This is a genomic window from Mycobacterium sp. ST-F2, from assembly GCF_001905655.1.
In the GTDB taxonomy this organism is placed as follows: Bacteria; Actinomycetota; Actinomycetes; order Mycobacteriales; family Mycobacteriaceae; genus Mycobacterium.
On record NZ_JMHT01000052.1, the window covers coordinates 40,838 to 55,450 of the forward strand.

Sequence of the window (14,613 nt, forward strand, 5' to 3'; positions counted from 1 at the left end):
AGCCCCGAAGGCTAACGGCCGCTGAAGGTTTCGCGCAGGCGGCTGAACAGACCGCCACCACCGCCGGCCACCGCTTGCGTCGACCGCACCTCGGTGACGTCGCGGGACCGCTGCTCCTTGAACTTGCGCAGCAGCTCCAGATCACGGTGGTCGAGCCGGGACGGCACCACCACGTCGATGTGCGCGTGCAGGTTGCCGCGGACCCCGGACCGCAGGTGCGGCATGCCGTGGCCGCGCAGTGTGGTGACCGAACCGGGTTGGGTACCGGGCGCGATGGTGATCTCGGTGGGCCCGTCGAGGATGGCGTCGACGGTCACGGTGGTGCCGAGCGCGGCGTCGACCATCGGCACCGAGACGGTGCAGTGCAGGTCGTCGCCGTCGCGGAGGAACAGTTCGTGCGGTTGCTCGTGTACCTCGACGTACAGGTCGCCGGCGGGTCCACCGCCCGGGCCGACCTCGCCCTGGGCAGCCAGGCGCACCCGCATACCCTCTCCGACACCCGCCGGAATCTTGACGCTGACATCACGACGCGCACGCACGCGGCCGTCACCGCCGCAACGGTGGCACGGGTCGGGGATGACCTCACCGACCCCGCCACACACCGGGCAGGGGCGTGAGGTCATCACGTTGCCGAGCAGCGACCGCTGGACGGTCTGGACCTCGCCCTGACCGTGGCAGGTGTCGCAGCGGGACGGCTTGGAGTTGCCGTGCGTGCCCTTGCCCTGGCACAGGTCGCACAGCACCGCGGTGTCGACGGTGACCTGCTTGGTGACGCCCGTCGCGCACTCCTCGAGGTTCAGCCGCAGGCGCAGCAGCGAGTCCGAACCGGGGCGCACCCGGCCGATCGGACCGCGCGAGGACGCACCACCGCCGAAGAAGGCCTCGAAGACGTCGCCCAGGCCACCGAAGCCGGCGAAGCCGCCGCCCCCACCGCCACCGCCGGCGCTCTCCATGGGGTCACCACCGAGGTCGACGATGCGCCGCTTGTCCGGGTCGCTGAGGACCTCGTAAGCGGTGCTGATCTCGGCGAACCGGGCCTGCGCGCCCTCGTCGGGATTGACGTCGGGGTGCAGTTCCCGGGCCAGCCTGCGGTAGGCCTTCTTGATCTCCGAGTCGCTGGCGCCCTTGCTCACGCCGAGCAGGCCGTAGTAATCGCGTGCCACGCCTAAGAACCTTGCCTAATCTCTCGAATTGCTGGGCACCCTCACCGGGTGCCCAGGACCTCGCCTATGTACCGGGCGACGGCCGCGACGTTGGCGATGGTGCCCGGATAGTCCATCCGGGTGGGGCCCACCACGCCCATGCCGCCGTAAACCTTGCCCAAGCTTCCGTAGGCGGTGCTCACGACGGACGTCCCTGCCATCTGCTCGGCCTCGGTTTCGTGGCCGATGCGTACCGTGACTTTACCTGCCTCCTGCTGGGCGGCCAGCAACCGCAGGACCACGACCTGCTCTTCCAGTGCCTCCAGGACCGACCGCAGGGAGCCGCCGAAATCGGCGGTGTTGCGTGTCAGGTTAGCGGTGCCGCCGAGCAACAGCCGCTCCTCCTGGTGCTCGACCAGGGTCTCGACCAGCACCGTCGCCGCGCGGCCCACTGCGTCGCCGAGGCCGCCGTGACCGTCCATCTGCGACGCCAGGTCGGCCACCGCGATGGACGCGGCCGAGAGCAGTTTGCCTTCCAGGGCCGCACCGAGGCGCTCGCGCAGCTGGGCCAGCTCATGCTCGCCGATGGAGTCGCCGAGTTCGACAACCCGCTGGTCAACGCGTCCGGTATCGGTGATCACCACCAGCAGCAGCCGGGCCGGGGTCAACGCGACGACCTCCAGGTGGCGCACCGTGGACCGCGACAGCGTCGGGTACTGCACGATGGCGACCTGCCGGGTCAGCTGCGCCAGCAGGCGGACCGCGCGGCGCAGCACGTCGTCCAGGTCGACCCCGGATTCGAGGAACGTCAGGATCGCGCGGCGTTCGCCGGACGACAGTGGCTTGACGTCGTCGATCCGGTCGACGAACTCCCGGTAGCCCTTCTCGGTGGGCACGCGACCCGAGCTGGTGTGCGGCTGGGTGATGTAGCCCTCAGCCTCGAGCACGGCCATGTCGTTGCGCACCGTGGCGCTCGACACACCGAGGTTGTGGCGCTCCACGAGCGTCTTGGAGCCGATGGGCTCCTTGGTGGAGACGAAGTCCGCGACGATGGCGCGCAGCACCTCGAAGCGACGGTCGTCGGCACTTCCCATTCGTCACCTCCAGTTTTCTCCGCCCATTTTACGGTGACGCTGGATTCCGCCGGGTCACAGAGGCTATCTGGCGGCCGGATGCGTCGGCAAACGCCGGGTCAACCCGCTAGGGTCAGAGCCATGCCGACGCTGTCACCGCGGACCCGCTCGGCGCACGGGGAGCTTGCGGAGTGATCTACTCATGATTTTCAAAGGAGTGCGCGACGGGAAGCCCTATCCCGAGCACGGGCTGAGCTACCGCGAATGGGCCCAGATTCCGCCGCGACAGCTGCGCCTCGACGAGATCGTCACCACCACCACGGTCCTGGCCCTGGATCGGCTGCTGTCCGAGGATTCGACGTTCTACGGCGATCTGTTCCCCCATGCGGTGCGCTGGCAGGGCACCATCTATCTGGAAGACGGCCTGCACCGCGCGGTGCGGTCGGCGCTGCGGAACCGGGTCGTGCTGCACGCCCGGGTGTACGACATGGATGTGCCGCTGTCGCAGCAGATTGCACCGAACGGCCAGTGACGGCGCGCCGGCATCAGCCGGCCAGGGAATCCCGCAACGTCTTGGGCCGGATGTCGGTCCAGGTCTCTTCGACGTAGGCCAGGCAGTCGGCACGCGTGCTCTCACCGAACACGACCCGCCAGCCAGCGGGCACGTCGGCGAACACCGGCCACAGGCTGTGCTGCTCTTCGTCGTTGATCAGGACGTAGAACGCACCGTTCTCGTCATCGAACGGATTGCTGCTCATGGCAACTCCTCGCGGATTGTGGGGACAGTTCGGCACCCAGCACGCGGTCGCTGAGCAGACCGAGGCAGCTGAGGTTCGGGAATCCGGGGCCCTGGGTGAGCCAGGACAGGCTGGGCAGGAACAACTTCGGCGTGACGCCGCTGACGGCGAGGTCGTAGCCGATGGACCGCTGCAGCGAGTCCGATGACAGCGGAGCACCGATGCCGAGTTCCAGTAGGTCGAGCGCGTCCTGACTCAGCAGCGGGGCGAACCACATGGCGTCGGCACCGGAGCCGTCGATCACGAGGTCGAAACCGTGCACCGTCTCCAGGTTGCCGGACTCGCGTTCGGTCTGCAGGGTCAACCGGATTCGGTCCTGTTGGGGCACGGCATGGGCGACGCGCCCGCGCAGGTGCCGGATGCGGTCGTCGGCCAGCAGCGAATCCTGGACGCGGGCGGAGAACACGCCGCGGTCCGTGCGGGCCATGGCATCCCGGCGTTCGGTGATGCTGAGCCCGGCCCACCCGGTCGGGTCGGAGAACAGGGTGTTCTCGAAGTAGCCCTCGCCGCGGGTGAACAGGGTGACGCCCGGCGAGATGACCGTGATGGTCGAGACCCGGTGGGAGAACAGCTCATCGAGCATGGTCGCGGCGGTTTCGCCACCGCCGATGACCGCCACGCGTTCGGCGTTGATGCGCTCGTCCTGGGCGACGCGGTGCCAGAACTGCGCGATCGACAGTACCCGCGGGTGCCCCGGGAGAATCGAGCGCTCGGCCTGTCCCGGCCCGGTGATCATCACGCCGTCGGCGCGGACCTGCTGATCACGGCAGTGCAGCACCCACTGGTCGCCGTCCACCGACAGCTGGGTGACTTCGCCCGTGATCACCTGCATGGCAACGTTTTCCGCCACCCAGCCCAGGTACTGGCTCCAGCGCCGGTGGGTGGGCGCGGGCCGGCCGCGGTCGATCCACTCGGCGAACTGTCCTGTCGAGATCAGGTACGACTGCCAACTGTGCCGCATCATCCGTTCGTCGAGTTCGACATTGCGGCGGGGCACGAGCGCCGACCGGTATGGGAAGCCGACGTCCTTCTCGGGTCCGGTGCCCAGCCGGTGCCGGCCGTCGGTCCAACCGCCGGCGGACTGCCAATTGGCCCCGACACCAAGACGTTCCACGGCGATGACGTCGGGCGCGCCCACGCCCATGGCCCGTAGTTCGGCAGCCTTGGCGGCCACGGCCACCGCTTTCGCACCGGCGCCGATGACGGCCAAAGTGTTTCGGGTCTCGGTCATTTCACCACTTCCCTGAGCTGCGATTCCCACAGCTGCTGCATTTCGCGAATGTCGTCTGCACTGAGAATGTCTGGCACCGTGCGCCATTGGACACCGAGCGCCGCGGCGCCGTCATGGTCGATGACCCCCGCCATCAGGATCAGCTCGTGGTGCACGGCGTGGTTCGGTTCGGGCACCGGTGACGCGCCGGCCAGCAGCGCACCGTCGAGTCGCAGCGCGTCACCGCTCGCACCGAGGTGCACCCGGCCCAGGTAGTTCAGCAGCACCTGAGGCTCGGGGTACGCCGACAACCGCTCGGCGGTGTCCGCACGCAGGTAGCGCAGCAGCCCGAAGTCGATACCGTGGCCGGGTACCGCCGCGATCTCGGCGCTGACCTGGTGTGGCGCTTCGGAACTGATCCGCAGCGGGTAGATGGCGCTGAACAGGCCGACGGTGTCGCCGGTGTCGACCCGGTCCCCGGAGACGACGGTGTCGGCACGACCGTGGGTCTCCAGCGCCACCAGCGGAGCCGGAGTGTCCTGTCCACGGCGCTGCCGCCAGCGGGTGACGGTGCGGGCGGTCGCGGCGGCCAGCAGATCGGTGACCGGCTGGCCGGCCGCGAGCAGACGTGCGGTCAGGTCCGGGTCGATGATCGCCATGGATACCACCGCATCTGCGGCACAGTCGGTTTCGGGCCGCACGCGGCGGCGACCGAGCGCGGGATCCGGGCCGGCCACCTGGGCTTCCCAGAAGTCAGCGGTGTCGAGGCGCTGGGCGCGTTCGGCAACCAGCCGGGACCAGGCGCGGTAGCTGGTGTGCTCGCGGATGGTCGCGGGTTCGGCCCCGGAGGTCAGGGCGTGCCAGCCGTTCTCCAACTCGCCGAGCACAATTCGCCAGGAAGCCGGGTCGACGGCGAGGACGTGAGCACTGAGGACCAGCACCTTGCCGCCGGATCCCGTGTGCAGTAGCACCGCGTGCAGCAGGCGTCCCTGCTCCGGATCGAGTCGCTCGACCGCGAGATCGGTCTGCTCGGCGACCGCGGCCACGACGTCGCCGTCGCCGTCGCCGTCGACGGTGACCTCGGAGAGGACGCCCCCCACCGGATGGTCGACCAGGGTCATGGTGGCCCGGTCCAGGCGGCTGCGCAGGGCGGGGTGGGCGGCAATGACGTTGTCGAGCAACGTGGTCAATTGCTCGGCGGTGATGGCATCGGGTAGCCGCAGCGCCTGGGTCTGGGCCAGGCGGCGGGCATCGCCGTGCTGATACAGCCAATGCACGTTGGGCAGCACCGGTACCGGGCCGGAGTCGTCGACAGCCGCTGCGGCCAACTCGTCCTCGGCGTCCAGTTCGTCGGCCAGTTCACGAATGCTGCTGCAGTCCAGCATCATCCGCGCCCGCAAGGCCAGCCCGCGACGGCGCGCGGCCTGCACCACCGACAGTGCGACGATGCTGTCGAGCCCCAGATCGAGGAAATCGGCGGTGACGTCGAGGCCCGACGGATCGGCCACTTCGAGGACGTCGGCGAACAACTGGGCCACCTCCTGTTCGGTGGCGGTCGCCGGAGCCGCTGCCTGCCCAGCGCCTGCCGCGGCATCGACCGCAGCCAGCGCGGCGTCGTCCACCTTGCCGTTGACGGTCAGCGGAATCTCGTCGACGGCAATGATGTGGTGCGGCACCAGGTATCTCGGCAGCCGCGACGCCAGCATCCGCCGCAACGCGGTGGCCGTGGCCGTGCCGGCGACGTAGGCGACCAACCGTGGCCCACTGCCGTGGCGGCGGACGGTGACGTGCGCCGCCCGCACTCCCGGGTGCCCGTGCAGCACCGCGGCAACCTCACCGGGTTCGACGCGGAAACCGCGGATCTTCACCTGATCGTCAGAACGCCCCTGGAACTGCAGCCCGCCGGTGACCGGATCACGGCGCACCACGTCACCGGTGCGGTACATCCGCGCGCCGGGCACGAAGGGGTCGGCGACGAATCGCGCGGCGGTCTCGCCGGCGCGGCCCAGATAACCGCGCGTGAGCTGTCCACCAGCCAGGTAGAGCTCACCGGTGACACCATCCGGCACCGGGCGCAGCCAGGCGTCGAGAACGTAGGCACGCGTCGCGGTGGTCGGGTGCCCGATCGAGGGCGCGTCGTGCTGGGTGAATGCAGCCACGACGGCTTCGACTGTGGTTTCCGTTGGGCCGTAACAGTTGTAGGCCGACATGCCGGTGCGGTCGCATTCACCGCGGATGGCCGCCCACGCGTTCGCGTCGACGGCTTCGCCGCCGAGGGCCAGCGCCGTCAGCGGCACCGTCGTCAGCAGACCTTCGGCCTGCAACTGGGTGAACATCGACGGTGTGGTGTCGATCAGGTCAAGGCCGTACTGGCTGATGGTAGCCACCAGCGCCTCGGCGTCGCGCTGCACCTCATCGCTGACGATGTGCAGGGCATCACCGTCGAGCAGCGCGGCGAGCGGCTGCCAGGCCGCGTCGAACGTGAACGACCAGGCGTGCGCAACCCGTAGCGGCCGACCGGCTTTCGCGACCGCGGGCCGCAGCACCCGAGCCGCATGGTCAGCGGCGTAGGCCAGTACCGCGGCATGGGTGCCGACCACGCCCTTGGGCTTGCCGGTGGTGCCCGACGTGAAGACGACGTAGGCCCCCTGGCCGGGATACGTTGGCTCCGGCTCGAATTCGCCGCGCGGCGTGCTGTATGCGGCGGCCACCAGGGCGTCGTCCACGACCACCGAGGCGTCGGTCTGGCGCAGAATCTCCTCGACCCGGTCGGCCGGCATCGAGGGATCCAGCGGGACGATCAGGCCACCGGCCTTGAGCACGCCGAGCATCGCGACCACATAGTCGGGGCCACGGCGCAGCAGCATAGGCACCGGCGTCTCGGCTGCGACGCCGCGGCGCCGCAGTTCCGCCGCGACGGCGTCGGACGCCTCGTCAAGACCACGGAAGGTCAGGGCGCCGCCGTCGTAGGTCAGCGCCACCGATCCCGGCTTGTTGCGCGCGGTGGCGGTGAACTTCTCGTGGATGCCACCGGTTTCCGTGGTGGCAGGCGTGCACGCCAGGTCGGGCGCGGTCAGATGGATGCCGACGTCCCGCAGCGGACGGTCCCAGCAGTCGACGAGGCGCTGCATCACCGCAAGCACCTGCCGGCCGAGCGTGTCGGGCGAGAGCAGCCCGGTCGCACCGTCTTTCGTCTCGACCAGGATGGTCAGTTCACCGTCGGTCAGGTGAGCGGCGACAGTGATCGGGAAATGCGCCAGGCTCTGCAGCGCGCGGGGCCGGAATGTGGCTCCGCGGACGTCGAATTCGCCACTGCCGACGAGGGCACCCGGCGGGAAGTTCTCGTAGACGAGGAGGCTGTCGAACAACTCCCCCACACCGCCGAGGGATCGGAGTTCGGTGTGTGACAGGTAGCTGTGCTCACGCAATTCCGCAGCGTCCCGCTGCAGCGCCAGGCACTGCTCGCCGACGCCGCGCAGCGGATCCAGCCGAACTCGCAGCGGCACGGTGTTGATGAACAGACCGACCATCGACTCGACGCCGGCCAGCTCCCCCGGCCGGCCCGAGACCGTGACACCGAAGACGACGTCGCGCCGGTCGGTGAGCACCGACAGGATTGCGGCCCAGGCCATCTGGGTCAGGGTGTTGACGGTGACACCGCGGGCGCGCGCCGCCTCGACCAGGCGGTGGGTTTCGTCGCGCGGCGCCGTGATCTCGGTGGTGTGCGGGAGGTCGTCGCCGAGTTCGCCCGACCCGAGTGCCGGCGCCAGCATCGTCGGGCCGTCGAGCCCCGCCAGGTGGTGCTGCCACAGCCGGCGGCCGGCCTCGGGGTCGCGGGCCGCGAGCCAGCCGATGTAATCGCGGTACGGGCGCGGCGCGGCGGGCAACACCGTGATGTCGCCACCGCCGGCGTACAGGGCCAACAGCTCGCCGACGAACAACGGCAGCGACCACCCGTCGATGACGATGTGGTGCGCGATGACCGCGAAACGCCAACATTGCCCCGGCATTTCGATGAGCAGGAAGCGGAGGGCAGGCCCGCGCTCCAGCGCGAACGGCCGGCGCCGTTCCTGCGCTTCGAGGGCATCGGCGTGTGCGGCCGACTCGGCAGTGAGCCGCTGCCACGGCAGGTCGACCGCACTCGGAATCAGCTGCACCGTGCGGGACCCGGCCTGCACGAAGCTGGCCCGCAGGTTCGGATGGCGCACCAACAACGCTGCCGCGCAGTCCCGTAACAGGGCCGCGTCCACGTCACCCTCGATGTCGGCCGACATCGCGATCAGATACGGGTCGTCCGCCTGATCGAGTTGAGCCATCGAGTACAGCCCCTGCTGCAGCGGGCTGAGCGCCAGGACGTCCTCGATGACCGGCGCTGGTTGCAGTGTCGTCACTGCGGCCCCTGAGAGGAGGTCCACGAGGCGGTCAGCTCGGCCAGTTCGTCGGCGGACAGCCCCGACACCGTCATCGGTGCGTGCTCACGGTCCTCACCGTGTGCCCCTGGGGTTTCCGCCGACGACCGGGCGTCGATCGCCGCGGCCAACTCGTGCACCGTCGGGTACTCGAACACCATGCGGGCGGTCAGCTTCATGCCGGCGTCGCGGCCACGGGCCGCCAGCTGGACCGCCTTGATGCTGTCACCCCCGAGGCTGAAGTAGTCGTCGCCCCGGCCGATCTCTGCTCCTGCCTCGAGCACCTCGGCCAGCAGGGTGATGAGGGCCCGTTCGGTGTCGGTGCGGGCGGGTTCCGCAGTCCCCGAACCGGTTCCGGCCGCACGCAGCTGAACAGCCTCGATGCGCTCGAGTTGTCCGGTGGCCAGCCACCTGCCGCGTTCGCCTGTGGGTTCGGCATTCTGGTAGATGTCGCCGACGACACCGACGCCCACAGGCTGGCGCCACTCATCGAGCACGAGCACCCCATCTCTGCCTTCGACCGCGTCGTCGACCCGCAGGTCCCGCAGCCGCAGATCCGCGTTCTCGGCGATGGCGGTGATCACCCGGACCAACCGATCGGCGAGACGCTGTGCCGTCTCCGCCGTGTACAGGTCGGTGCGGAAGATCAGGTGCCCGCGGTAACTGTCCTGCGTGGCAAAGAAGTTCACCGACAGGTCTGCGTGCGCCACGTCGAACGTCGGCTCAAGCGCCGTGAACGTGGTGTCACCCTCAGCGCGGGAATCGATGACGTGGTTGGTGGGCAGGTCCTCCCGCACGTGCACGACGACACCGAACAGCGGGTTGCGCGACAACGACCGGGCCGGGCTGACCGCGTCGACGACGTGGTCGAACGGCAGGTCCTGGTGTGCGTAGGCGGCCAGCGCGGTGTCCCGGGACCGCACCAGAATCTCGCGCAGGGTCGGATCACCGGCCAGGTCGTTGCGCAGGACCAGGATGTTGATGAAAAAGCCCACCAGCGCGTCGAGTTCGGCCTCGGTGCGCCCGGCCACCGGGGTGCCGAGCGGAATATCGAGCCCCTCACCCGATTTCGCGAGCGCCACCGCCACAGCGGCCTGCAACAGCATGAAGTCGGTGATGCCGACCTCGCGAGTCAGCGCCGTCAGCTTGGTCCGCACCTCGGGATCGACGACGAACGGCACCGACGCACCCTCGCCCGAGAGTACGGGCGGCCGGGTGAAGTCGGGACGCAGACCCGGGTCGGCGGGCGGTTCGGCCAGCTGGGTGCGCCAGTAATCCCGTTGTGTGGCAAGTGTTTCGTCGGCCAGCAGCGCTGCCTGCCAGGCGGCGTAGTCCGAGTACTGCACCGGCAGCGGCGCGAACTCGGGTGCCCGCTGCTTGAGGCGCGCCCGGTAGGCGGTGACCAGGTCGGTGAACAGCACGCCGGCCGACCAGTGGTCGGCGGCGATGTGGTGCACCATGATCGACAGCACGTGCTGCCCCGGGATGGACAGCACCGCGGCGCGGATGGGCCACTGCGCTTCCAGGTCGAAAACGTAGCGGCGTTCGGCGTCGAGTTCGGCCTGCAACCACTCCTCGTCGGCGCCGCGCGCGCGGCGCACCGGTAGCGGAGCCGGGTCGTTCACGACCTGGTATGGCACGCCGTCGATTTCGGTGTAGGTGGTGCGCAGCACCTCGTGGCGCTCGACCAGGTCACCGAGCGCGGCGACGAAGGCGTCGACGTCGCACGGGCCGGTGATGCGGGCCGCGAACGGGATGTTGTTGACCGGGCCGGGACCGTCGATGCGGTACTGGAACCATTGGCGCAGTTGCGATGCCGACATCTGGCGCGGGCCGGTGTGCTCGATCGCGAGCAGCGGCGGGCGGTTGCGCGGCGCCCCGGTGTCGACCCGGGCAGCGATCTCGGCGACGGTGCCCAGCTCGAACACCTCACGCACCCCGATGTCGGCATTGCACCGCGCCCGGATCGCCGCGACGAGCTTCGTGGCCAGCAGCGAGTGTCCGCCGAGTTCAAAGAAGGAGTCGTCGGCACCGACCTGCTCGACACCGAGCAGGTCGGCGAACAGCTCGGCCACCTTCCGCTCGGTGTCGGTCGTCAGTTCGCGGAATGCGGTGCGGGACTGGATGTCCGGGTCCGGCAGCGCGCGGCGGTCGATCTTGCCGTGCGCGGTGATCGGGATTTCGTCGATTACGACGTAACCGGCCGGCACCATGTACTCCGGCAGCGCGGCCGCCACCCGCGCCTTGATCCGTTGCACGTCAACCGATTCCAGGTCGCCGCGCTCGGCCGGGGTGAGGTAGCCGACGAGGCTCTTGCCCAGCCCGGGCAGGTCGCTCGCCACGACGACGGCCTGGCCGACGCTGGGGTCCACCGCGATGGCGGCGGCGATCTCGCCGAGTTCGATGCGGAAGCCGCGGATCTTGACCTGTTCGTCGGCGCGGCCGACGAACTCGATGTCACCGTCGGCATTGAGCCGGGCCAGGTCGCCGGAGCGGTAGAGCCGGCCGCCCTCGGTGAACGGGTCTGCGACGAAGCGCTCGGCGGTCAGGCCGGGGCGCTGGTGGTAACCGTGCGCGACATGAGTTCCGCCGATGTAGATCTCGCCGATGACGCCGACCGGAACGGGGCGCAGCGCGTCGTCGAGCAGGTGCATCTGCGTGTTGATCTTTGGTTTGCCGATCGGCACGATGCGCGTGCCCTGCTTGCCCTCGACGCGGTACCGGCTGGCGTTGATGACGGTCTCGGTCGGCCCGTAGAAGTTGTGCAGCAGCGCGTCGAACGTGGCGTGGAACTTGTCGGCCACCTCGCCCGGCAGCGCTTCGCCACCGATCGGCACCCGCTTGAGGCTGCGCCATTCGTTGACGCCCGGCAGGGACAGGAACAGCCCCAGCAGCGAGGGCACGAAGTGCATCGAGGTGATGCCCTCAGTGCGCAGGAGTTCGGTCAGGTACCCGATGTCGTTGAGGCCGCCCGGGCGCGGAATGACCAGGCGCGCACCGCAGGCCAGCATGCCGAACACCTCGGCGATGGACACGTCGAAGCTCGGCGAGGCCACCTGCAGCAGCCGCTCGTCGGCGTCGATCTGGTACTCGTCGACGAACCACACGAAGTATTCGGCGACCGGACGGTGCGGCACCGGGACACCCTTGGGCAGACCCGTCGAACCCGACGTGTAGATCAGGTAGGCGGTGTTGGCCGCCGTGAGCGGCCGCACCCGATCGGCATCGGTCGGGTTGTCGTCGCGCCGACCGTCGAGGTCGGTGATGGGCTCGCGGATAAGAAGTTTCGGGTCACCGTCGCTCAGGATGAACGACAGCCGGTCCTCGGGGTAGGTCGGGTCGACCGGCAGGTACACACCGCCGGCCTTGACGATGGCCAGCGCCGTGATCACCAACTCGGGCGACTTCTCCAGCAGCACCGCGACACGGTCCTCCGTGCCGATGCCCTGGCCGATCAGCCAGTGCGCCAAGCGGTTCGCCTCGGCGTTGAGTTCGCGGTAGGTGTAGTACCGGCCCTCGTACGCGACGGCGACCGAGTCCGGGGTGCGCTCGGCCTGGGCTTCGATCAGTGCGGCCAGCGTCGTGTCGGGCGTGCTGAACTGCTCCCCGGTCGCCATCCGGCGCACCCAGTCGGCGTCGTGCTCGTCCATCAGATCGAGCTCGGCGAGCGCCCGGGCCGGGTCGGTCAGCGCGGACTCCAGCAGCACCACGTAGTGCCGCAGCAGTTGCTCGGCCAGTGCGGCGTCGAGGATTTCGGTCAGGTACTCGGCCTCGACCAGTGCGCCGTCGGCGTCGAATTCGACCATGAAGCCCAGCGGCAGCTGGGTCTGGTGGCCCCGGTACTCGGCCCGGCGGCAGGTGATTCCGGACGGGCAGAAGCCCCGGCCGTCGGCTTCGCGAGCACCGAACGACACTCGCGCCAACCGCTCCACACCGTGGCGGCGGTCCGGGTTCAGCTCGCGCACCACGCGGTCCAGGTTGATCTGCTGATGAGCGAAGGCCCCGTGCGTGGTGTCCTTGGCCTGCGTGACGAACTCTCCGAAACTCTGGCGCGCTTCGGGGCGCAGCCGCAGCGCCACGGTGTTGCCGTAGTAGCCCAGTGCGTCCTCGGTGCCGCCGCTGCGGTTGAGAACCGGGGTGGCGACCAGGATGTCGTCGGCGTGGGTGTAGCGGTGCAGCAGGGCACCGAATGCGGCCAGCAGCACCGTGTACGGAGTGGCCCCGGTCTGCCGGGCCAACTCGGCGATCCGGGCAACCGTGTCGGCCCCGATGCGCCGGGTGACGCGCTGCGAGCGGTGACCGGTCGGCACGAGCGAGCCGTGCGGGCCCGGAAGTTCCAGGGGCTCAGGCGGATCGGCGAGCACCGAGCGCCAGTACTCGAGTTCCTCCGTGTGGTCCGCGGCGGGCCCGACCGCCGGAATCAGCTCAGCCAGCTGCGCACCCTCGTACGCGCGCGTGAGGTCGGCGAAGAAGACCTGCCACGAGGCGTCGTCCCAGGCGATGTGGTGGGCGGTGAGCAGCATGATGTGCTCTGTGGGCGCAATGCGAATCAGGCTGATCCGCAAGGGTGATTCGGTGTCGAGCTGGAACGGCGTACCGAATTCCCGCTGTGCCAGCACTTCGAGCCGCAGGGCGCGCGACGATTCGGACAGCTCGCTGAGGTCGTGCGTGCTCCAGCCCGGCGCCAGTTCGTCGTGGACCGTCAGCCCGGGCTCGCCCGTCGCATCGGCCCGGTAGGTGGTGCGCAGGACCGGGTGACGGCCGGCCACCGCGTTCACCGCATCCCGCAGCCGCTGGTGGTCGAGCGCGCCGGTGATCGCAAAGGACACACAGACATTGAGCAGTGCCCCCGCGGGGTCTGCGGTCTGCACGAACCACATCCGGCGCTGGCCGTCGGACAGCACCGGCACGACAGGCGTGCCGTCGTGCGACTGCGGCTCGCCCTGGGACTGCAGGCCGCGCTCGGCGAGCTTGCGCCGCAACAGCTCCAGGCGCGCGTCGTCCTCAATTGCTCCTCGCGTGCGCAGGTCCCGGATATCGGTCTCGGTCACGCTAGCTCTCCACCTTTTCTGTTCTATCGGTTAGCAAATCCACCAGTTCGATACCGGTGATGCCGCTGAGCAACCCGGCCAGCGGCACGGACCGGCCGGTGCCCCGGCGCAGCCGCTTGCGCAGGTCCAGTGCCAGCAGCGAATCCAGGCCCAGGTCGAATAGGGCCGCGGTCAAGTCGATGGCGGCCGGGTCGCCCAGTTTGAGGACGGTGGACAGTTCATGACGAACGACGTCCTCGGGGCGTTCTCCCATGACGGCCGGAACCTGCTGCGCTACAGTCGGTTCCGCGATATCGGTGGTCGCGCCGAGCAGCATCGCCAGCCGCTCGGCATCGGCGCTGAAGATGAGCGGCGCGGGCGCGTGGGTCCCCAGTGCCGCCTCGATGGCGACCTCGGGATCCATTTCCCGGAGCCCGGCGCGCTCGATCCGCGCCACCTCCTCGGGAACGGCGATGCCGGCGCCCGGCCACAGTCCCCACCGCACCGCCACACAGTCGAGGCCCTTGGCGCGGAACTGGCCGGCCAGCACATCCTGCATGCGGTTCACGGCGGCATAGGCGACATGGCCGAGACCGCCCCACAGCCCGGACACCGACGAGCACACCAGAATTCGGGCATCCGGACGCAGCGGCCAGTACTCGGCCAGCCGGGCCAGACCCCCGACCTTCGCAGCCGCGGTGGCGATGAATTCGTCCGCCGCGACCGTCGTGCCGAACGCCGCCGCGCCGGCCGCATGGACCACGAGCGTCGCACCGTCACCGCCGTGGGCCGCCGCGGCGGCCGAAACCTGCTGGGGCGACGTGATATCGCACTGCACCGACACCACGTCGGTGCCGTCGAGGCCGGCCAGTTGCTGCGCGCCGGTGCCGCTGCGGCTCACCAGCACGATGCGGCGGGGGGCCCCCCCGGCCAGGGGCCGGCCGCAAAAGAG

At 69.6% G+C, this 14,613-nt stretch carries 8 protein-coding genes; 1 reads left to right on the forward strand and 7 read right to left on the reverse strand.

Annotated features, from left to right (window positions below):
* Window positions 1–11: 11 nt before the first annotated feature.
* Window positions 12–1,163, reverse strand: a complete 1,152-nt coding sequence (dnaJ, locus tag EB75_RS18665) for a molecular chaperone DnaJ (protein ID WP_073696817.1) — start codon at window positions 1,161–1,163, stop codon at window positions 12–14.
* Between the two features lie 41 nt (window positions 1,164–1,204).
* Window positions 1,205–2,236, reverse strand: coding sequence for a heat-inducible transcriptional repressor HrcA (gene hrcA / locus EB75_RS18670; RefSeq protein ID WP_073696818.1), 1,032 nt, complete (start codon window positions 2,234–2,236; stop codon window positions 1,205–1,207).
* Window positions 2,237–2,417: 181 nt separating this feature from the next.
* Between hrcA and EB75_RS18675 the strand changes: the two genes are divergently transcribed.
* Window positions 2,418–2,747, forward strand: coding sequence for a type II toxin-antitoxin system VapB family antitoxin (locus EB75_RS18675; protein WP_073696819.1), 330 nt, complete (start codon window positions 2,418–2,420; stop codon window positions 2,745–2,747).
* 13 nt (window positions 2,748–2,760) lie between these two features.
* Here the strand turns inward: EB75_RS18675 and EB75_RS18680 are convergent, their stop codons facing one another.
* From EB75_RS18680 to EB75_RS18700, 5 genes are all read right to left on the reverse strand, one after another.
* The gene (locus tag EB75_RS18680) at window positions 2,761–2,973 is read right to left on the reverse strand and encodes an MbtH family protein (RefSeq protein WP_073696820.1); all 213 of its coding nucleotides are present in this window, start codon (window positions 2,971–2,973) and stop codon (window positions 2,761–2,763) included.
* Window positions 2,951–4,243, reverse strand: coding sequence for an NADPH-dependent L-lysine N(6)-monooxygenase MbtG (mbtG, locus tag EB75_RS18685; protein WP_073696821.1), 1,293 nt, complete (start codon window positions 4,241–4,243; stop codon window positions 2,951–2,953). The genes EB75_RS18680 and mbtG overlap by 23 nt, the downstream gene beginning before the upstream one ends.
* On the reverse strand, window positions 4,240–8,613 hold the full coding sequence (locus tag EB75_RS18690) for a non-ribosomal peptide synthetase (RefSeq protein ID WP_073696822.1): 4,374 nt from the start codon (window positions 8,611–8,613) through the stop codon (window positions 4,240–4,242). The genes mbtG and EB75_RS18690 overlap by 4 nt, the downstream gene beginning before the upstream one ends.
* The gene (locus tag EB75_RS18695) at window positions 8,610–13,682 is read right to left on the reverse strand and encodes a non-ribosomal peptide synthetase (protein WP_073696823.1); all 5,073 of its coding nucleotides are present in this window, start codon (window positions 13,680–13,682) and stop codon (window positions 8,610–8,612) included. Before EB75_RS18695 ends, EB75_RS18690 begins: the two co-directional genes overlap by 4 nt.
* A 1-nt stretch (window position 13,683) precedes the next feature.
* Window positions 13,684–14,613: KR domain-containing protein (locus EB75_RS18700; protein ID WP_142239696.1), on the reverse strand; the 930-nt coding region annotated here is incomplete at its 5' end.